Below are 16,884 nucleotides of genomic sequence, written 5' to 3' on the forward strand. Positions count from 1 at the left end.
GGCACGGGCACTAGGACTGGCCAGTCGTTCGTTCTTCGGGCACGATCTGCGCAATGCCGTAAACCTACGGCTGCGTAACTTTCGCCGGGAAGCCCCTTCCCCGGCAGAGAGAAGGGCCCACCCCGTCCATGGCAGAGCTTGTCTACCGTCCCGTCGTCGGTCTCGCCCAAGTGTTGTTCAAGGCCTGGGACCTCAAGATCGACTGCAAGGGATCGGAGAACATTCCGCGCTCGGGCGGCGCCGTGCTGGTCAGCAACCACATCAGCTATCTGGACTTCATCTTCGACGGCATGGCCGCCCTGCCGCAGAAGCGTCTCGTGCGCTTCATGGCGAAGGAGTCGGTGTTCCGGCACAAGATCTCCGGGCCGCTGATGCGGGGCATGAAGCACATCCCTGTGGACCGCAAGCAGGGTGAGAAGGCGTACCAGCACGCGCTGGAGTCGCTGCGCTCCGGCGAGATCATCGGCGTCTTCCCCGAGGCCACCATCTCGCCGTCGTTCACCCTGAAGAGCTTCAAGTCGGGTGCCGCACGTATGGCCCAGGAGGCCGGCGTCCCGCTGATCCCGATGGCCGTGTGGGGCACCCAGCGTCTGTGGACCAAGGGCCACCCGCGCAACTTCAAGCGCAGCCACACGCCGATCACCATCCGGGTCGGCGAGCCGGTCGAGGCCCCGAAGGACCAGTACGCGGGGGCGATCACCCGGCGGGTGCGTGACCGCGTACAGGAGCTCCTCGAAGCCGCGCAGCGCGCCTACCCGGTGCGGCCCAAGGGGCCGGACGACACCTGGTGGATGCCCGCGCACCTCGGCGGCACCGCGCCGACCCCCGAAGAGGTGAAGGCGGCCGAGGCACGCTGAATCGTCACTCCGGGGCGTGGACGGTGATCCGCGCCCCGGGGCTGAACTTCTCCAGGAGTTCGGCGAGTTCGGCTCCGGCCCGCGCGACGTCGGCCTCCGGCATCGGCGCCAGACTCTCCAGCAGGAAGACAGCGGCGACCGACTCCTCCGTGAGCCGGGTGCGCGGACCTTGGCGCCAGTTCCAGCGGCGACAGGTCACCCCCGCGTCGTCGCGCCACACCACCTCACCCGCGTCGGGGCGTTCGACGACCTCCTCGCCGCACGCGACGGTCACGAAGTCCTCGTCGCCCGTGGCACGCACGAGGCGCATCCCACCCTGGATGCGGTCGATGTCCTCGCCGCCGACGGGGATCAAGTGAGCGACGCTGATGGCGTTGTAGACGTCGACGAGCACGTTGATCCGGGGCAGTCCGGCGTCCAAGAGCGCCCGTTTGGCGAGTGCCTCCGCCGAGTTGCGGGTCCGCGAGGGCTTGGAACCGAACGCCGTGTAGGTCTCCCGCCAGGCCGCCATGTGCGGGTCCTCGTGCGGAGCGCGACCGTCCAGTCGTACGGCCAGCCGGCGGGCCGCGTCGTCGAGCAGCGCCGAAGTCCCTTCGGTACTGGGCCCGTTGACGAGTCCGTACGCCTCGATGGCGATGTGCGTGAAGCCGGGCGCGAGGGCGCGCACCTCGTCGGCCACGGTGAGCGTGAGAGTCATGGACTGCCTCAGAGTGCGGTGGGGAGCGTCTGCCAGAGGTACGGCCGGTCGGGGGCGGCCTTGAGGGCGCTCAGCACAACCGGGTGAGGTTCAGCGTACAGTACTGGATAGTCCATCTCATTGGACTCCGGGTCGGGGGTGAAGGCCAGCCGTTCACCGTCCAGGGAGAACTGGGCATCCACGCCCGGTTTGTTGCCGCGAGGGTCCTGCCGATGCCAGGCACCGTTGAACCGCACGGCGACGAGCCCGTGCACCATGTCGAACTTCTGGTAGCACAGCGCCGTCGGGATGTCTTCGGCCCGCAGCAGCGCGGCCAGGGCGTGGGCCTTGGCGTAGCAGATGCCGGTGCGCTGCTCCAGTACGTCGGACGCTCGCCAGGTGACGCGCGGATCGCCGGAGTCCTGCGAGTGCGGGATCGCATCGCGCACGAATTCGAACCCGGACCGCGCATAGGCATACGAGTCGGCGGACCCTTTTGCGAGCCGCGCGGCCGTTTCGCGTACCAGCGGATGGTGATGGTCGATGACCTCGTCGGCGGCCAAATACGCGGACAGGTCCGTGGTGTTCTGGATCAGCTGCATGCCCACAGAGCATAGGAACGCGATCACCTGGGAGTCAATTAATTTTCAGGTGAACGCATACCTATGCATTCGATCCGCCCAGGCTACCCGTGCGCCATCTCCTCCTTGAGCGCCGCGACGAAACCGTCCACGTCGTCCTCGGTGGTGTCGAAGGCGCACATCCAGCGGACGTCGCCCGCGGTCTCGTCCCAGAAGTAGAAGCGGTAGCGCTTCTGCAGGCGCTCGCTCACGTCGTGCGGAAGGCGCGCGAAGACCGCGTTGGCCTGCACCGGGTGGAGGATCTCCACGCCGTGCACCGCACGCACGCCCTCGGCGAGCCGCTGGGCCATCTCGTTGGCGTGGCGGGCGTTGCGCAGCCAGAGGTCCTTGGCGAGCAGCGCCTCCAACTGCACGGAGACGAAGCGCATCTTGGAGGCGAGCTGCATCGACAGCTTGCGCAGGTGCTTCATGTGGCTGACGGCGTCAGGGGTGAGGACGACGACGGCCTCGCCGAACAGCGCGCCGTTCTTCGTCCCGCCCAGGGAGAGGATGTCGACGCCGACGGCGTTGGTGAACGTCCGCATGGGGACGTCCAGCGAGGCGGCCGCGTTCGATATCCGGGACCCGTCCAGGTGCACCTTCATGCCGTGCGCGTGGGCGTGGTCGCAGATCGCGCGGATCTCCTCGGGCGTGTACAGGGTGCCCAGTTCGGTGCTCTGGGTGATCGAGACGACCTGCGGCATCGCACGGTGCTCGTCGTCCCAGCCGTACGCCTGCCGGTCGATCAGCTCGGGTGTGAGCTTGCCGTCGGGCGTGGGCACGGTGAGCAGCTTGAGGCCGCCCATGCGCTCGGGGGCGCCGCCCTCGTCGACGTTGATGTGCGCGCTCTCGGCGCAGATCACCGCACCCCAGCGGTCGGTGACGGCCTGCAGCGCGACCACGTTCGCGCCCGTGCCGTTGAAGACCGGGAAGGCCTCGGCCGTGGCTCCGAAGTGGCTGCGGACGATGCGCTGGAGGTTGGCGGTGTAGTCGTCCTCGCCGTATGCGACCTGGTGCCCGCCGTTGGCCAGGGCCAGGGCGGCGAGCACCTCGGGGTGGGCCCCCGCGTAGTTGTCGCTGGCGAAGCCCCGGACGGCCGGGTCGTGGTGACGCCGGGCCGCTGTATATGGGGCCTTGGGAGGGTTCACGGCTTCTCGGTCAGCCACAGACGTTTTCCGTTCACTTCACCGGCGGGCTTGTCCCAGACGCCGGCGATGGCATCGGCCAGCTCCTTGACGTCCGTGAAGCCCGCGAACTTCGCGTTCGGGCGCTCGGCGCGCATCGCGTCGTGCACCAGTGCCTTGACGACCAGGATGGCAGCCGCGGATGTCGGCCCCTGCTCGCCCCCGGCCTTGCGGAAGTAGTCGCCCATGGCCAGCGTCCATGCCTCGGCCGCGGCTTTGGCGGCGGCATAGGCCGCGTTGCCCGCGGTGGGCTTGCTCGCGCCCGCGGCGCTGGTCAGGACGTACCGGCCGCGCTCGCTGCGTTGCAGCGCCTCGTGGAAGGCCAGGGAGGTGTGCTGCACGGTGCGGATGAGTAGCAGTTCGAGCAGGTCCCAGTCGTCGAGGACCGTCTTGGTGAAGGTCTCGCTGCCCCGCCAGCCGCCGACGAGATGGACCAGGCCGTCGACATGGCCGAAGTCCTTCTCGATGCGGGTGGCCCAGTCGCGCGTCGACTGGAGGTCGAGCAGGTCGACCGTGTCACCGACGACGGTGGCGCCGCCGTACGCGTAGCGGGCGGCGTCCACGGCCTCCGCGAGACGCTCGGGGTCATTGTCCGAGCCGACGACGGTGGCGCCCGCCTCGGCGAGCCGCAGCAGCGTCGCGCGGCCCGCGGGGCCGCCGGCGCCCGCCACCGCGATCACCGCTCCGCCGAGTGCTCCGTTGCCGTTTCCGTTGGACATCGCCTTCGCCTCCGATACGTCCTCGGCACGGGCACTCACGCGGCGACCTTCTCGGCCTTCGCCGCGGTGATGCCCTTGGTGGAGGCGATCACATGCTTCAGCTTCTTGGCGAGCGCCTCATAGAACATGCTCAGGGGAAACTCGTCAGGAAGCACGTCGTCCACGAGCTTGCGCGGCGGCTGGGTCACATCCAGGGCGTCCGGGCCCTTGGCCCAGCGGGAGCCCGGGTGCGGGGCGAGGTAGGTGGCGACCAGCTCGTACGCCTTGAACCAGTGGACGAGCTTGGGGCGGTCGATGCCGGCTCGGTAGAGGTCCTCGATCTCCGCGCACAGCTGGTTGGTGACCTGCGGGGCGCGCTGCCAGTCGATGTGCAGCTTGTTGTCGGTCCAGCGGACGACGTCGTGCTTGTGGAGGTAGGCGAAGAGCAGCTGGCCGCCGAGGCCGTCGTAGTTGCGGACGCGCTCACCGGTGACGGGGAAGCGGAACATCCGGTCGAAGAGCACCGCGTACTGCACGTCACGGCCCTGCGGGAAACCGTCGGCCTCCAGCTTCACGGCCTCCTTGAAGGCGGTGAGGTCGCAGCGCAGCTCCTCCAAGCCGTACATCCAGAACGGCTGGCGCTGCTTGATCATGAACGGGTCGAAGGGCAGGTCGCCATGGCTGTGGGTGCGGTCGTGGACCATGTCCCAGAGCACGAAGGCCTGCTCGCAGCGCTCCTGGTCGTCGACCATCGCGGCGATGTCCGCGGGCAGCTCCAGGCCGAGGATGCCCACGGCGGCATCGGTGACGGCGCGGAAGCGGGCGGCCTCGCGGTCGCAGAAGATGCCGCCCCAGGTGAAGCGCTCGGGTGCCTCGCGCACGGCGATGGTCTCCGGGAAGAGGACGGCCGAGTTGGTGTCGTATCCGGCGGTGAAGTCCTCGAAGGTGATGCCGCAGAACAGCGGGTTGTCGTAGCGGGTGCGCTCCAGCTCGGCCAGCCAGTCCGGCCACACCATGCGGAGCACTACCGCTTCGAAGTTGCGGTCCGGGTTGCCGTTCTGCGTGTACATCGGAAACACGACCAGGTGCTGGAGGCCGTCCTCGCGGTGCGCGGCGGGCCGGAAGGCCAGCAGCGAGTCGAGGAAGTCGGGCACCTGGAAGCCCCCATCGACCCAGCGGCGCAGATCCCGCACAAGTGCCTCGTGGTAGGCGGCGTCGTGCGGCAGCAGCGGGGCGAGCCGCTCGATCGCGTCGATGGCACGGCGTACCGCCAGCTCGGCGTCGGACGCGTCCGGCGCACCCTCCGCGTCGAAGTCGATCGAGCCGTCCTTGGCCTGCCACGGCCGGATCTTCTCCACGGCATCCTTGAGCACGGGCCATGCCGGGTGCTCCACCACGCTGGCCACGGAGGCAACCTGCTCCTCCGTACCTACCCGCACAAGAATTTCCGTCATGTCCCACCCTCCACAGGAGAACCTCGCGTAAGAACACCGTATGCGAACGTACTTCCTTCCCACAAGCAGGAACTCGGAGCATTATCCTGCGCACCAGCATCTTCACCGCTAATTTTCCTGCCGGAAACCGTTCAGGCGGTTACTACCGCCGGATGTGGCGCGGGCGGCGCCGGGGTCAACCCTTGCCGGGACTCGCCCACCGCGGAGTGACCCGGCGCGACGGCGCCAGGCGGGTCTTCCCTGACGGGCAGCACCATTGGCCCGCGTACGAGCGGGTACAACGCACAGCAGGGCCATTAGGCTGCGGCCTTGCCGCGTGGGCGCCGCCGTCGGAACCACGCGCGAGCCGAGCCGCCGTCGACGGAAGCGAGTCGCATCTTGAACTTCCTCACCATCGGTCACCGCGGAGTGATGGGTGTCGAACCCGAGAACACCCTCCGTTCCTTCATCGCCGCCCAGCACGCGGGCCTCGACCTGATCGAACTCGATCTGCATCTGAGCAAGGACGGCGCCCTCGTCGTCATGCACGACGCCGAAGTGGACCGTACGACCGACGGGTCGGGGCCGATCACCGAGAAGACACTCGCCGAGCTGCGCGCGCTGGACGCGGGCCGCGGTGAGCGCGTTCCGGTCTTCGAGGAGGTCCTTGACGCCCTCACGACGCCCCTCCAGGCCGAGATCAAGGACGTGGCGGCGGCGCGGGCGCTGGCCGAGGTCATGCACCGGCGGGACCTGGTCGGACGGGTCGAGGTGTCGTCCTTCCACGACGAGGCGATCGACGAGATCGCCCGGCTCGTGCCGGGCGCCCGCACCGCGCTGATCGCCAGCCGGTACGGCACCGACGTCGTGGACCGCGCCGTCGACATCGGCGCCGCGACCGTCTGCCTCAACATCCGCCGGCTGTCCCTGGAGGTCGTCGAGCGCGCCCGCAAGGCCGACCTGCGGATCATCGGCTGGGTGGTGAACACCCAGGACCAGCTGCGGCTGGTGCGCGCCCTGGGACTGGACGGCGCGACCACCGACTATCCCGAGATCAAACGCACCGGCCGCTTCACCGCATGAACGTCACACCAGCGGCTTGACCAGCAGCTCGAACTGCAGGTCGTCGCGCTGCGGAATGCCGAATTGCTCGTCGCCGTACGGGAAGGGCGTCATCTTTCCCGTACGGCGGTAGCCGCGCCGCTCGTACCAGGCGATGAGGTCCTCGCGTACGGAGATCACCGTCATGTGCATCTCCTCGGCGCCCCAGACCTCGCGCGCGTGGCGCTCCGCCTCGGCGATGATCACCTTGCCGAGGCCCGCGCCCTGAAGTGCGGGACTGACCGAGAACATGCCGAAGTAGGCGTGGTCGCCGCGGTGTTCGAGCTGGCAGCAGGCCACGACCGCGCCGTCCCGCTCGACGGTCAGCAACCGGCTGTCGGGAGACTTGATGACCGCGAGTACGCCCTCGGAGTCGGTCCGCTGCCCTTCGAGGATGTCCGCCTCCGTGGTCCAGCCGGCCCGGCTGGAGTCCCCGCGGTACGCCGACTCGATCAGCGCGACCAGCGCGTCCACATCGCTGTCGGTGGCATCGCGGAAGGTCAGTCCGGTGGAGGCGGTGGTGTCCATGGAGCGGTTCTCCGTTCGGTGGCGCGGCTCGGGCATCGACGAGCGTAACCCTCCTTTAGGGTTCGGCTGCATGGTGCATGTACTGAGCAGCCGAACCCTCCTGCGGCCCACCGACCCGGAGCGCTCCCGAGCGTTCTACGGCGAGAAACTGGGCCTCGCCGTCTACCGCGAGTTCGGTACGGGCCCCGAACGCGGCACCGTCTACTTCCTCGGCGGCGGCTTCCTTGAGGTCGCGGGGCGCTCCGAGACCCCGCCGTCCCCCGCGGTCAAGCTGTGGCTCCAGGTCGCGGACGCGAAGGCGGCGCACGAGGAACTGGCGGCCGCCGGTGTCGAGGTCCTGCGGCCGCCGGTGAAGGAGCCCTGGGGGCTGATCGAGATGTGGGTCGCGGATCCGGACGGCACCGAGATCGCCCTCGTGGAGATCCCGGCGGACCATCCGCTGCGCTCCCGGCCCTGAGGCCCCGGCGTAGCAAGGCCGCACTTCCGTCCGTCCTGGCGCAGGCCCGGATGGCCGCCGCCACTGCCCGGGTCTAGCGTTTTCAGGGGGCTCGCCGCGGAAGGAACCTCATGAAGCTCGACAGGCCGGTGACAGGCGGACCCTGCTGGTCGGAGTTGGGGACCAGCGATCTGGAGGCGGCCAAACGCTTCTACGCCGACCTGTTCGGCTGGCGTCCGGAGACGGACGCGCGCCAGGAAGCGGGCTGCTACACCGTGGCGCACCTCGGTGACGCCGCGGTCGCCGGGCTGGCGCCGCTGTTCCAGGAGTCGCAGCCCGTCGCCTGGAACGTCTCGTTCGCCGTGGCCGACGCGGACGCCGCCGTGGCAGCGGTGGAGGCGGCCGGCGGCACCGTGATCGTCGGCCCACTGGACGTGTTCGACCAGGGCCGTTTCGCGGTCGCCTTCGACCCGGGCGGCGCGGCCTTCCAGCTGTGGCAGGCGCGGTCCTTCCCCGGCGCGGGGCTGTTCAACGCCCCGGGCGCCCTCGGCTGGGTGGAGCTGCTCACCCGCGCCCCCGACCGGGTCACGGATTTCTACACGACGGTGTTCGGCTGGACGGTGAACGCCTCGGAGCACTACACGCGGTGGGGTGTCGACGGCGCCGACTTCGGCGGCATGGTGACGATGGACGACAAGTTCCCGCACGAGGTGCCCTCGCACTGGCTGCCCTACTTCACCGTCGAGAACGTGGACGCCACCGCGGACGCCGCCCTCCTGGCGGGGGGCCACCTCCTCATGGAGCCCATGTCCGTGCCGCACGGCCCACGGCTCGCCGTCGTACGGGACGTGCAGGGGGCGGCCTTCGGCATCCATGTGGCGAGCGAGGAGGGCTAGCCCGGAGCCCGTTCCCGAAGCCCGTTCCCGGAGACTCAGGCGCGCGGCATTCCGAGCCGGCCCTCCAGTTGGCCGAGCAACTCGGCCAGCAGGTCGGCCAGTTCGCGTTGCCGGCCGAGGTCGGTGCCCGACAGGACTGTCGTCTCGTAGGAGAGCTGTTCGGGGAGGATGCCGTCCACGAGGTCGCGTCCCTCGTCGGTCAGCCGGACGTGCGCGACGCGGCGGTCACGGGTGTCACCGCGCCGTTCGACCAGGCCTCGCTCGGTCAGCTGCTTCAGGCGCTTGGTGACGGCAGCGCCGGAGGAGAAGGTCTCGCGGGCGATCTCGCTCGGGGTCAGCTCGTGTCCGGTCCGCCGCAGTGTGCCGAGGACGTCGAACTCGGGGCGGGTGAGCCCGGCACGGCGCAGTGGAGCGTCCTCCGCCTGCTGAAGCAGGGCGGCGCAGCGGTTGATGCGTCCGATGATCTCCATGGGCCCGGTGTCGAGGTCGGGCCGCACCGCCTGCCACTGCCGTACGACGGCGGCCATGGTGTCGTCGGGTCCCACCACCGGTGCGGAGCCGGTGTCCGCGCTCTCCACACGCCCAGCACCGGTGTCCGCCCCCTCTCTCCGTCCCCCGTGGGCGTCCCCGTCCGTCGTACGCCCGTTCGCAGCCGTCATGCCCGTGCGCCCTCCAAGGAGTGCAGTCCCTGCCGTCGTACCGTCGCCGCGAGCGTACGGTGTGCGGCGTCTTCGACCGGCATCACCCGGTCCTCCGGCACGGCGCGCTGCCACCATTCGCCGGCTGCCGTGTCGGCGGTGGCGCGGAGGTCGACGACGGTGGCGGCGAGGCCGCGGCGGGCGGACTCCAGTGCGCCGGGCCGGGGGTGGTCGCAGGCGAGGACCCGCGCGGCGTGCTCGCGGGCGCGTTCCACCGCGGAAAGCGCGTGTTCGATGCTGTCGCCGGCCCGCCGGTTGGTGACGACGACCGCGGCGGCGAAGCCGACGAGCGCACCGACGAGGGTGTCCACGACTCGGTCGGTGATCAGCTCGCCGGGGTGCTGGGAGCGCGCGAACTCGGTGATCAGCAGTGCCATGGGGGTCACGCAGACGCTGCCGAGCCAGTAGTTGCGGCTGATGAGCGCTTCGGCACCGAAAGCACAGGCGAGGACGCAGAGCAGCAGGACAGGCTTCCCCAGGTGGGCGAGCGGGACGATCGCCACGAAGGCCGGCACCCCCGCCAGGTTGCCGACAACGCGCTGCACACTCCGGCTCCAGGTCAGGGTGACGTTGGCCTGGTAGAGAGACGCGGCGGTGACCAGAGCCCAGTAGGGGCGGCCGACCCCGAGTGCGAGCGAGAGGTATCCGGCGAGGGCGCAGCCGAGGGCGGTCCGCAGAGCGATGGGTGCGAGTGGGCCGAGGCGGCGCAGCAACGGCCGCTCTCCGAAGGCGAGTTCGGCATCCACGCCCAAGAGCTCGTCCGCGGTCTCCGTGAGGTCGCCCGGACGCGGAACCGGCCCGTTGCCGCGAAGTTCGCGGGCCCAGGCGCGCAGCCGCTCGGGCTCGGTACCGGCCGGCGAGGCCAGGGCTATCTCGGCGCGCACGACGAGCCGTTCGAGGGCGCGCCGGGGAGTGGAGCGGGTACCGGTGGAGCGCAGCGACTGCCAGACTCCGTGCACGGCGGCGACCGCGGCGGCGCGGGCACGGGCGGCCCCCTCTCCGCTCCCCCGCGTCTGCGCGTACCCGGCCACGGCGTTCAGCGCGTGCGCGGTGGCGCGGCGCTCCGGCCCGTGCGGACGGACCAGCCCCGGGGCCATGCCGACGATCCAGGCCCAGACACCCGCGACGGCGGCGAGGGCGAGATGGCCGGGGACCTGGCCCAGGGTCTGCGGTGTGAAGAGGCACGCGGAGCTGATGAAGGTGAGGATCAGGTGTCCGGGCGGACCGATGCGGGTGGCGTCGCTGAGTACCTTCTGTACGGCGGCGAGCAGTGCGCCGACGGTGACCAGCACGACGGCGTCGGTGGTCAGCGAGGCCGTGACGAGGGCGACGGCCATCCCGCCGAGCATGCCGAGCACCACCCAGGCGAGGGCACGGGCCCGCGCGGCGTACGGACGGTTGTGGGCGTAGAGGGCGCAGAGCGACCCGGCCATCGTGTACATCGCCAGGTCCAGTCGGCCGAGCGCCAGGAGCGGCAGATTCAGCGGGGCGACCGCGGCGACGACGCTCAGCGCGGACTTGAACCAGATGTCGGAGGGTCGGCCGACGCGCAGGAAACCGGCCAGCGGGAGGCGCCGGGCCCGTGACCTGGGAGTCGTACTACTCATGACGATAAGATTAGCAGGTGTTTTACTCGTGAAAGATATACGGGCTTTCGCCACCTCATTTGCAATGCGCTCAGAACGCTCCCCCGTGTACACCCTTGCGCTCGCTTGCGCCCCGCCCGGGCCGGGCATGCCCTGACCGACCGTCCAAGGCCAGATGTCTGATGCCCGACGCCGTCGAGCGGGGAGGTGCCCGATGCATGGACCGGCTTCGCCCGGCTGGCTGCTCGTCGCGCTGTGCGCGGCGACCGGGGCCTACTGCCTCTTACGCATGCGCAGTTCCGTCGAGGAGCAGCGCCGTACCGCGGGCGGTGAGGCGCTCATGGGCTTCGGTATGGCCGCGATGGCCGTACCCGCGGCGGTGGCCGCGCCGCCGCGCTGGGCCTGGCTCGCCTACGCGGCCGTGTTCGGCGCGGCAGCGGTACGCGCCCTGTGGGCGACCCGTACGAGCCCGCACCATGCGCACCATCTGGTGGGCGCCTGCGCGATGGTCTACATGGCGGGAGTGATGGCCTCCGCTCCCGGCCACCACGCCCACGGCGCCTCGGGGGTGCCGCTGCTCACCGGCACGCTCCTGCTCTACTTCACCGGGTACGTGCTGCGCTCGGGCCTGCGCCTCCTGCCGATGGGCAGCGTGGCCGGCGGCACCGAGGCCGTCGGCTGGGCCGACCGTCCCGAACTGTCACAGGCGTGCCGGCTGTCCATGGGGATCGCGATGCTGGCCATGCTGGTCACGCTCTGAGACCGATTCCTCCCGGACCGGGGGAAGCTGCCGCGACGAGACCGTGGCGTACGTCACTTTGCCGTCGTGGCCCATATCCTCCGGCGACACCCCGCTCATAGGCTTCGGCCATGATGGTCCCCGCGGCACTGTTGCTGCTCGGCGCCCTGGCCGCCGTGGTCGCTCCGCGACTGCTCGCCAGGGCGGACTGGGTGGACCGCGAACCGGTGGTGGCCCTGTGGGCGTGGCAGTGCGTGGTCGCGGCCGTTCTGCTGTGCTGCGCACTGTCGATGACGCTGAGCGCGGCCGCCGCCTCGGTGGCGGTTCGGGGCCAGGTGTTCGGTCCGGCGCCGCACTCGGTCGTGAACGCCTACGCGCTGAGCACCGGGAGTCCCTGGGCCGCGACGACCGCCGTGGCGCTCGCGTGCGGTGGCGCGTGGACCGCGGCCATGCTGGTCCGCGAGATCGCGGGGGCCCGGTCTCGTCGCCGGCAGAGCCGGACCGAACTCCTGCTGCGCGCCCCGCTGTTGCCCGGTGAGGAGCCCGCCGCCGACCGTCTGGTGGTCCTGGAGGGGGTGCGCCCGGACGCCTGGTGGCTGCCCGGAGCGGCGCCCCGGCTGGTCGTCACCACGGGCGCGCTGCGCCGCCTCAAGGGACGGCAACTGGATGCCGTGCTCGCCCACGAGCAGGGGCACGCGCGGGCGCGGCACGACTGGCTGCTGCACTGCTCGGGCGCCCTGGCCAACGGGTTTCCGCAGGTTCCGGTGTTCGCCGCGTTCCGCGACGAGATGCACCGGCTGGTCGAACTCTCCGCCGACGACATGGCCTCGCGCCGCTTCGGCCGCCTCACGATCGCCCTGGCCCTGGTGGAACTCAACGAGGACCGGGGCGTGTTCGGTCCCTGCCCCACCCCGCAGGCCCATGTCCCGCACCGTGTCCACCGCCTCCTCACTCCCCCGGACCGGCTCACGGCGGCACGGCGTCTGCGGCTGACGGCGGCGGCCGCGCTGGTGCCGGTGATCCCGCTCCTGGTGACGTTCGTACCGGGGCTGCGGGCGCTGGGATAACCGGGCACCGGCGCGACCCACGAGCTCCCCGGGCGCCCCGGGGTTGGTTTCCAGCCCCGCGCATCGGCGAGGATCACTCCATGCACTCCTCGCCTGTCGACGCACCTCCCCACACGCCAGGCCCGCGGACCGCGGCGCTCACGGCGGCGGCTCTCGCCCTGCCCTCCGTGCTGCTTCTCCTGCTGGTCACGTTCTCCTGGCAGCCGCTGCTCACTCTCGACGGAGACATCGCCCGCACCACGCACCCTTGGGCGGTCGACGAACCCGGCCTCACCCATGCGTTCCGCATCCTGACGGACTGGGTGTGGGACCCCTGGACCATGCGCGCACTGTGTGCCGCCGCCGTGGTCTGGCTGGTCTGGAGACACCGCGCATGGTGGCTGGCCCTATGGGTGGGGGCCACATGTGCGCTGGGCACAGTGGTGCAGCAGGGGCTGAAGGCGGCGATCGGCCGCGAACGCCCCGTCTGGCCCGATCCCGTCGACTCCGCCCACTACGCGGCCTTCCCCTCCGGCCACGCCATGACGGCCACGGTGGTGTGCGGGCTGCTGCTGTGGCTGCTGCACCTGTACGACGCCGGAGACACCCTGCGACGTACGGCACTCGCCCTGGCTGTCGTCTCCGTCGTGGGCGTCGGCCTGACCCGTGTCTGGCTCGGCGTCCACTGGCCGTCGGACGTCGTGGGCGGCTGGCTTCTCGGGGCGCTGATGGTCGCGCTGGCGGTGGCCTCGTACGAGCGATGGGCCGGCGCAGGCAGCCTTGACCGGTGCGGGCCGCGCCGCGAAGGATCTCCCTCATGACGATCAAAGGCGTTCTCTTCGACTTCTCCGGAACACTCTTCCGCGTCGAATCGGCCGAGTCCTGGCTACGGGCGGTGCTCGCGGAGGCCGACATCCCGCTGCCCGAGGCCGAGTTGACCCGCGCCGCCCAGGACCTGGAGTCGGCGGGCGCGCTTCCCGGCGGGGCTTCCCCGGCAGAGCCGCTGCCGGACGACCTCGCCGATGTGTGGGCGATCCGGGACGAGAGCGCTCAGTCGCACCGGGCCGCGTACACCGCGCTCTCCCGGCGGGTGGCGCTGCCCGATCCCGGGCTGCATGACGCGCTGTACGAACGCCACATGCTCCCGGACGCCTGGCGGCCCTACCCGGACGCGGCGGAGGTGCTGGGCGCGCTGCGCGAGCGCGGGATCGCCGTCGGTGTGGTCAGCAACATCGGCTGGGATCTGCGGCCCGTCTTCCGCGCGTACGGGCTCGACCAGTACGTCGGTGCGTACGTCCTGTCGTACGAACACGGTATCCAGAAGCCGGATCCGCGGCTGTTCGCGATCGCCTGCGACGCGCTGGGAGTCGCGCCCGAGGACACGCTGATGGTCGGGGACAGCCGCGAGGCCGACGGGGGCGCGGCGGCCCTGGGCTGCGCCGTGCAATTCGTGGACCACCTGCCGGTGACCGAACGCCCGGACGCACTGCGGCCGGTCCTCGATCTGACCGGCTGACGTCCCGGCGCCGCGGCCCGCCCTCTCGGTCGCTCCTTCGAACGCTGCCCGCCTCAGCCCTGATAGCCCTCGACCTGCGAGGAAGGACGGGTCCGGGCCTCGTCCGGGTTCTCGCCGAACTCGGACTTCGCGCGTCGCTGGCGCAGCAGGTCCCAGCACTGGTCGAGGTCGCGCTCCAGCTCTCCGAGCCGTTCGTGCTCGGTCGAGCTGTCGATCTGCCCGGACGCGAGGGCGTCGCGCAGGCGTCGTTCGTCGTCCACCATCGCCGTGATCCTGGCCAGGATCTGGTCTTGATCCATGTCGACCCGCCTCCTCGGCACTCCAGCCCACTCTAAGGAGGCCGCCCCCGCCCCGCACGTCCGCCTCGGGTGATCCCCCGCGTCACCCGAGGCGGACGGCAGCCCGAAACGGCCCACTGAGAGGCTTGGTCCGGACAAGCTGAGTATAGTTGGCTGACAGCCAGTCAACGCAGGAGTTTCAGAATGTCCCCGCGCAGCCGATCCGTCAACGAAGAGTTGCGGCGGCGTTCCCGGGAGCGGCTCCTGCAGGCCGCGGTGGAACTGGTGAGCGAGCAGGGTTACGAGGCGACGACGCTCGGCGACATCGCGGATCGCGCGGGATCGGCGCGCGGACTGGTCTCGTACTACTTCCCCGGCAAGCGCCAGCTCGTGCAGTCCGCCGTACACCGGCTGATGCACCGCACGCTGGAAGAGGCGCTGGAGCGCGAGCCGCACACCCAGGACGGCCGGGAGCGGATGGCGCGGGCCATCGACGCGATTCTGGGACTCGCCCGGGATCAGCCGGTGCTGATGCGCCAGCACATGGCCGGGATCCTGCAGCCCGAAGGATTCGTGGAGTGTCCGGATCAGCAGCGTCTCGCTCAGCTGCTCGGCGACACCGTCGCCCGCTTCGGCTCACCGGACACGGCCACCGACTACCCGATGCTGCGCGCGCTGCTCATGGGCGCGGTGTACGCGGCCGTGGTGCCGGGCGTCCCGATGTCGATCCCGACGCTGCGGGGCGAACTGTTCAAACGGTACGGCCTGGAACGGGAGTTGGGTGCCCCGCCGGACACCGGGGTGCCCGGCGGGACGTGCGACACAGACCTGTCACGGTTCTTCGCGACCGGCCGACAGCCGGCCGATCAGCCCGGTGGTCGGTCCGGTGGTGATTCCGGTAGTGCGCCCGACGACCGGTCCGATCGGCTGGACGGTCAGTCGAAGTAGTCCGGCTGCGTCTGGACGTTGAGCTCGGGCAGCCTGATCCGCTTTGCCGGGTCGGTGCGCCGGTCGCTGAGCTTCAGTACATCGAAGCCCTTCACGATGTCGTTCGAGTAGATGTAGCCGTTGTAGTAGTACGCCGACCAGGAGCCGCCGACCGAGAGCGTCTCGGTGGACAGCGGACCGCGCTCGAAGAAGGCGATCTCCTTCGGCTTGGCCGAGTTGGTGAAGTCCCAGACGGACACGCCACCCTGGTACCAGGCCTGGACCATGATGTCCTTGCCCTCGACGGGGATGATCGAGCCGTTGTGGGCGACACAGTTCTCGGTGTCGCCCTGGTAGCGGGGGATCTTGTAATAGCTCTTGAAGACGAGCTTGCGCTTGTCACCCTTGCCAACGATGTCGTAGATGCCGTCGGCGCCACGGTTCGGACCGATCGCCGCGTTGCAGGTGGCCGCGCCACCGCCGCCCAGCTCATCGGTGAACACCACCTTGTCGGCATCCTGGTTGAAGGTCGCCGAGTGCCAGAACGCGAAGTTCACGTTGTCCTGGACCCTGTCGATGACCTTGGGGTTCGCCGGATCCTTGATGGAGAAGAGGATGCCGTCGCCCATGCAGGCGCCCGCAGCCAGGTCCTTCGACGGCAGAACCGTGATGTCGTGGCAGCCGGTGGTCTTGGAGACGCCCGGGTTGGTGGGCGAGCCCGGGTTGCCGCCGCCGTCAGGTCCCTCACCGGGGAAGAGGACGGGGAAGCCCACCACTGCCGCCTTCTCAGGGGCGTTGCGCGGCACCTTGATGACCGAGATGCCGTCGTGCGGCGGCTGGCAGTCGGGGTAGGTGGCGTTCGGTGAGTACGAAGAGACGTAGATGTAGACGTTCTTCTTCTCCGGCACCAGCGTGTGGGTGTGCGAGCCGCAGGCGGTCTCGACAGCGGCCACGTACTTCGGGTTCGCCTTGTCGGTGATGTCGAAGACCTTCATGCCCTCCCACGACGACTTCTCCGTCACGGGCTGCGTCGTGCTGGCACACGAGTTGTCGCTGCGCGAGGAGTCGGTGGACAGGAAGAGCAGGTTGCCCGAGACGGTGATGTCGTTCTGCGAGCCCGGGCAGAGCACCTGCGCGACCGTCTTGGGCGCCTTCGGGTTCCTGATGTCGAAGATACGGAAGCCGTCGTAGTTGCCGGCGAAGGCGTAGTTGCCCTGGAAGGCAAGGTCCGAATTGAAGTTGGGCAGAGCATCCTTGGGGATGTTCGCGAGGGGCTCGATGTTGTCCGAGTGGACGATCTCGTCCTGCCCGGGTATCTCACCGCTCGTTATGGCCGCCTCGGCGATGGCCTCGTCGCTCTGGGAGACCTTCTCCTGCGCGGCGGGACTGTCCCCGGGGTCGGGGGTGGCGGCCGCCGGGCCGGCCGTGAGCAGCGTGGCCAGGAGTCCGGCCGCGGCTGCGGCAACTCCCAGGCGTCTGCGCCGCGTTCGGGGGTCTTTCAACAGGGTCACTGCATCCTCCCTTGTAGCCGTTCGCAGTCGAACGGTTCACGCACAACCCGAAGTATCGTCTTCACCATGCACAGATCAACAGACGGTAACGCAGTCGTAATGAAAGTTTCTGATCATTCAGGTTCACCGGCGTGCTAGGAAAGTCATCAACACC

Annotated in this window: 19 protein-coding genes; 9 read left to right on the top strand and 10 right to left on the bottom strand. The window is 70.0% G+C overall.

The annotated features are described in order from the left end of the window. Positions 1-128: 128 nt before the first annotated feature. Positions 129-857, top strand: a complete 729-nt coding sequence (locus AB0N66_RS09735) for a lysophospholipid acyltransferase family protein (protein WP_365430808.1) — start codon at positions 129-131, stop codon at positions 855-857. A 4-nt stretch (positions 858-861) separates the two neighbouring features. Here the strand turns inward: AB0N66_RS09735 and AB0N66_RS09740 are convergent, their stop codons facing one another. The 5 genes from AB0N66_RS09740 to AB0N66_RS09760 all read right to left on the bottom strand — a co-directional run bounded on the left by AB0N66_RS09740 (position 862) and on the right by AB0N66_RS09760 (position 5,489). Beyond that, positions 862-1,554 carry a phenylalanine--tRNA ligase beta subunit-related protein gene (locus AB0N66_RS09740; RefSeq protein WP_365430810.1) on the bottom strand — a complete coding sequence of 231 codons (693 nt, stop codon included), beginning with the start codon at positions 1,552-1,554 and terminating at the stop codon, positions 862-864. Positions 1,555-1,562: 8 nt separating this feature from the next. Beyond that, entirely contained in the window at positions 1,563-2,135 is a 573-nt protein-coding gene (locus AB0N66_RS09745; RefSeq protein WP_365430812.1) for a transglutaminase domain-containing protein, read from the bottom strand. A gap of 83 nt (positions 2,136-2,218) precedes the next feature. After that, on the bottom strand, positions 2,219-3,301 hold the full coding sequence (locus tag AB0N66_RS09750) for a low specificity L-threonine aldolase (protein ID WP_365430814.1): 1,083 nt from the start codon (positions 3,299-3,301) through the stop codon (positions 2,219-2,221). Continuing rightward, positions 3,298-4,056 (bottom strand): SDR family NAD(P)-dependent oxidoreductase, encoded by a 759-nt coding sequence (locus AB0N66_RS09755; RefSeq protein ID WP_365430935.1) that lies wholly within the window; start codon positions 4,054-4,056, stop codon positions 3,298-3,300. The genes AB0N66_RS09750 and AB0N66_RS09755 overlap by 4 nt, the downstream gene beginning before the upstream one ends. A 35-nt stretch (positions 4,057-4,091) precedes the next feature. Further along, positions 4,092-5,489: a DUF6421 family protein gene (locus AB0N66_RS09760; protein ID WP_365430816.1), complete on the bottom strand. Its 1,398-nt coding sequence runs from the start codon at positions 5,487-5,489 to the stop codon at positions 4,092-4,094. Between the two features lie 378 nt (positions 5,490-5,867). Here AB0N66_RS09760 and AB0N66_RS09765 point away from each other — a divergent pair, with 378 nt between their 5' ends. Then, positions 5,868-6,551 (top strand): glycerophosphodiester phosphodiesterase family protein, encoded by a 684-nt coding sequence (locus AB0N66_RS09765; RefSeq protein ID WP_365430818.1) that lies wholly within the window; start codon positions 5,868-5,870, stop codon positions 6,549-6,551. A gap of 3 nt (positions 6,552-6,554) precedes the next feature. Here the strand turns inward: AB0N66_RS09765 and AB0N66_RS09770 are convergent, their stop codons facing one another. After that, positions 6,555-7,097 carry a GNAT family N-acetyltransferase gene (locus AB0N66_RS09770; protein ID WP_365430937.1) on the bottom strand — a complete coding sequence of 181 codons (543 nt, stop codon included), beginning with the start codon at positions 7,095-7,097 and terminating at the stop codon, positions 6,555-6,557. Between the two features lie 70 nt (positions 7,098-7,167). Between AB0N66_RS09770 and AB0N66_RS09775 the strand changes: the two genes are divergently transcribed. Both AB0N66_RS09775 and AB0N66_RS09780 read left to right on the top strand, forming a co-directional pair. Continuing rightward, complete coding sequence (locus AB0N66_RS09775; RefSeq protein ID WP_365430820.1) at positions 7,168-7,554, top strand: VOC family protein; 387 nt, start codon at positions 7,168-7,170, stop codon at positions 7,552-7,554. A gap of 110 nt (positions 7,555-7,664) precedes the next feature. Next, entirely contained in the window at positions 7,665-8,429 is a 765-nt protein-coding gene (locus AB0N66_RS09780; RefSeq protein WP_365430822.1) for a VOC family protein, read from the top strand. A gap of 35 nt (positions 8,430-8,464) precedes the next feature. Here AB0N66_RS09780 and AB0N66_RS09785 read toward each other — a convergent pair whose 3' ends face one another. Together AB0N66_RS09785 and AB0N66_RS09790 are read right to left on the bottom strand one after the other, a co-directional pair. Beyond that, positions 8,465-8,956, bottom strand: a complete 492-nt coding sequence (locus AB0N66_RS09785) for a MarR family transcriptional regulator (RefSeq protein WP_365430939.1) — start codon at positions 8,954-8,956, stop codon at positions 8,465-8,467. A 128-nt stretch (positions 8,957-9,084) separates the two neighbouring features. Beyond that, positions 9,085-10,734, bottom strand: a complete 1,650-nt coding sequence (locus AB0N66_RS09790) for an FUSC family protein (RefSeq protein WP_365430824.1) — start codon at positions 10,732-10,734, stop codon at positions 9,085-9,087. A gap of 193 nt (positions 10,735-10,927) precedes the next feature. On the opposite strand from AB0N66_RS09790, the gene AB0N66_RS09795 reads away from it, so the two are divergent. The 4 genes from AB0N66_RS09795 to AB0N66_RS09810 all read left to right on the top strand — a co-directional run bounded on the left by AB0N66_RS09795 (position 10,928) and on the right by AB0N66_RS09810 (position 14,014). Then, positions 10,928-11,473, top strand: coding sequence for a DUF5134 domain-containing protein (locus AB0N66_RS09795; protein ID WP_365430826.1), 546 nt, complete (start codon positions 10,928-10,930; stop codon positions 11,471-11,473). Between the two features lie 110 nt (positions 11,474-11,583). Continuing rightward, positions 11,584-12,519: a M56 family metallopeptidase gene (locus AB0N66_RS09800; protein WP_365430828.1), complete on the top strand. Its 936-nt coding sequence runs from the start codon at positions 11,584-11,586 to the stop codon at positions 12,517-12,519. Positions 12,520-12,599: 80 nt separating this feature from the next. Continuing rightward, the gene (locus AB0N66_RS09805; RefSeq protein ID WP_365430829.1) at positions 12,600-13,319 is read left to right on the top strand and encodes a phosphatase PAP2 family protein; all 720 of its coding nucleotides are present in this window, start codon (positions 12,600-12,602) and stop codon (positions 13,317-13,319) included. Further along, complete coding sequence (locus AB0N66_RS09810) at positions 13,316-14,014, top strand: HAD-IA family hydrolase (RefSeq protein ID WP_365430831.1); 699 nt, start codon at positions 13,316-13,318, stop codon at positions 14,012-14,014. The genes AB0N66_RS09805 and AB0N66_RS09810 overlap by 4 nt, the downstream gene beginning before the upstream one ends. A 53-nt stretch (positions 14,015-14,067) precedes the next feature. On the opposite strand, the gene AB0N66_RS09815 is transcribed toward AB0N66_RS09810, so the two are convergent. Beyond that, positions 14,068-14,313, bottom strand: coding sequence for a DUF2630 family protein (locus AB0N66_RS09815; RefSeq protein ID WP_365430833.1), 246 nt, complete (start codon positions 14,311-14,313; stop codon positions 14,068-14,070). 183 nt (positions 14,314-14,496) lie between these two features. Here AB0N66_RS09815 and AB0N66_RS09820 point away from each other — a divergent pair, with 183 nt between their 5' ends. Beyond that, a complete protein-coding gene (locus tag AB0N66_RS09820) occupies positions 14,497-15,240 on the top strand; it encodes a helix-turn-helix domain-containing protein (protein WP_365430835.1) in 744 nt (247 codons plus the stop codon). Here the strand turns inward: AB0N66_RS09820 and AB0N66_RS09825 are convergent. Further along, positions 15,228-16,730 carry a hypothetical protein gene (locus AB0N66_RS09825; protein WP_365430837.1) on the bottom strand — a complete coding sequence of 501 codons (1,503 nt, stop codon included), beginning with the start codon at positions 16,728-16,730 and terminating at the stop codon, positions 15,228-15,230. The two genes, AB0N66_RS09820 and AB0N66_RS09825, sit on opposite strands and share 13 nt — an antisense overlap. Between the last annotated feature and the right edge of the window lie 154 nt (positions 16,731-16,884).

It is taken from the genome of Streptomyces sp. NPDC093544 (assembly GCF_040683495.1).
Taxonomy (GTDB): Bacteria; Actinomycetota; Actinomycetes; order Streptomycetales; family Streptomycetaceae; genus Streptomyces.

What these genes read in the sequence shown, in the direction of transcription:
- AB0N66_RS09820 (WP_365430835.1), top strand. Translation starts at nt 14,497, where the DNA reads ATGTCCCCGCGCAGCCGATCCGTCAACGAAGAGTTGCGGCGGCGTTCC.
- AB0N66_RS09770 (WP_365430937.1), bottom strand. Translation starts at nt 7,097, where the DNA reads ATGGACACCACCGCCTCCACCGGACTGACCTTCCGCGATGCCACCGAC.
- AB0N66_RS09795 (WP_365430826.1), top strand. Translation starts at nt 10,928, where the DNA reads ATGCATGGACCGGCTTCGCCCGGCTGGCTGCTCGTCGCGCTGTGCGCG.
- AB0N66_RS09810 (WP_365430831.1), top strand. Translation starts at nt 13,316, where the DNA reads ATGACGATCAAAGGCGTTCTCTTCGACTTCTCCGGAACACTCTTCCGC.
- AB0N66_RS09740 (WP_365430810.1), bottom strand. Translation starts at nt 1,554, where the DNA reads ATGACTCTCACGCTCACCGTGGCCGACGAGGTGCGCGCCCTCGCGCCC.
- AB0N66_RS09760 (WP_365430816.1), bottom strand. Translation starts at nt 5,489, where the DNA reads ATGACGGAAATTCTTGTGCGGGTAGGTACGGAGGAGCAGGTTGCCTCC.
- AB0N66_RS09805 (WP_365430829.1), top strand. Translation starts at nt 12,600, where the DNA reads ATGCACTCCTCGCCTGTCGACGCACCTCCCCACACGCCAGGCCCGCGG.
- AB0N66_RS09790 (WP_365430824.1), bottom strand. Translation starts at nt 10,734, where the DNA reads ATGAGTAGTACGACTCCCAGGTCACGGGCCCGGCGCCTCCCGCTGGCC.
- AB0N66_RS09815 (WP_365430833.1), bottom strand. Translation starts at nt 14,313, where the DNA reads ATGGATCAAGACCAGATCCTGGCCAGGATCACGGCGATGGTGGACGAC.
- AB0N66_RS09800 (WP_365430828.1), top strand. Translation starts at nt 11,584, where the DNA reads ATGATGGTCCCCGCGGCACTGTTGCTGCTCGGCGCCCTGGCCGCCGTG.
- AB0N66_RS09735 (WP_365430808.1), top strand. Translation starts at nt 129, where the DNA reads ATGGCAGAGCTTGTCTACCGTCCCGTCGTCGGTCTCGCCCAAGTGTTG.
- AB0N66_RS09785 (WP_365430939.1), bottom strand. Translation starts at nt 8,956, where the DNA reads ATGGCCGCCGTCGTACGGCAGTGGCAGGCGGTGCGGCCCGACCTCGAC.
- AB0N66_RS09745 (WP_365430812.1), bottom strand. Translation starts at nt 2,135, where the DNA reads ATGCAGCTGATCCAGAACACCACGGACCTGTCCGCGTATTTGGCCGCC.
- AB0N66_RS09775 (WP_365430820.1), top strand. Translation starts at nt 7,168, where the DNA reads ATGGTGCATGTACTGAGCAGCCGAACCCTCCTGCGGCCCACCGACCCG.
- AB0N66_RS09755 (WP_365430935.1), bottom strand. Translation starts at nt 4,056, where the DNA reads ATGTCCAACGGAAACGGCAACGGAGCACTCGGCGGAGCGGTGATCGCG.
- AB0N66_RS09780 (WP_365430822.1), top strand. Translation starts at nt 7,665, where the DNA reads ATGAAGCTCGACAGGCCGGTGACAGGCGGACCCTGCTGGTCGGAGTTG.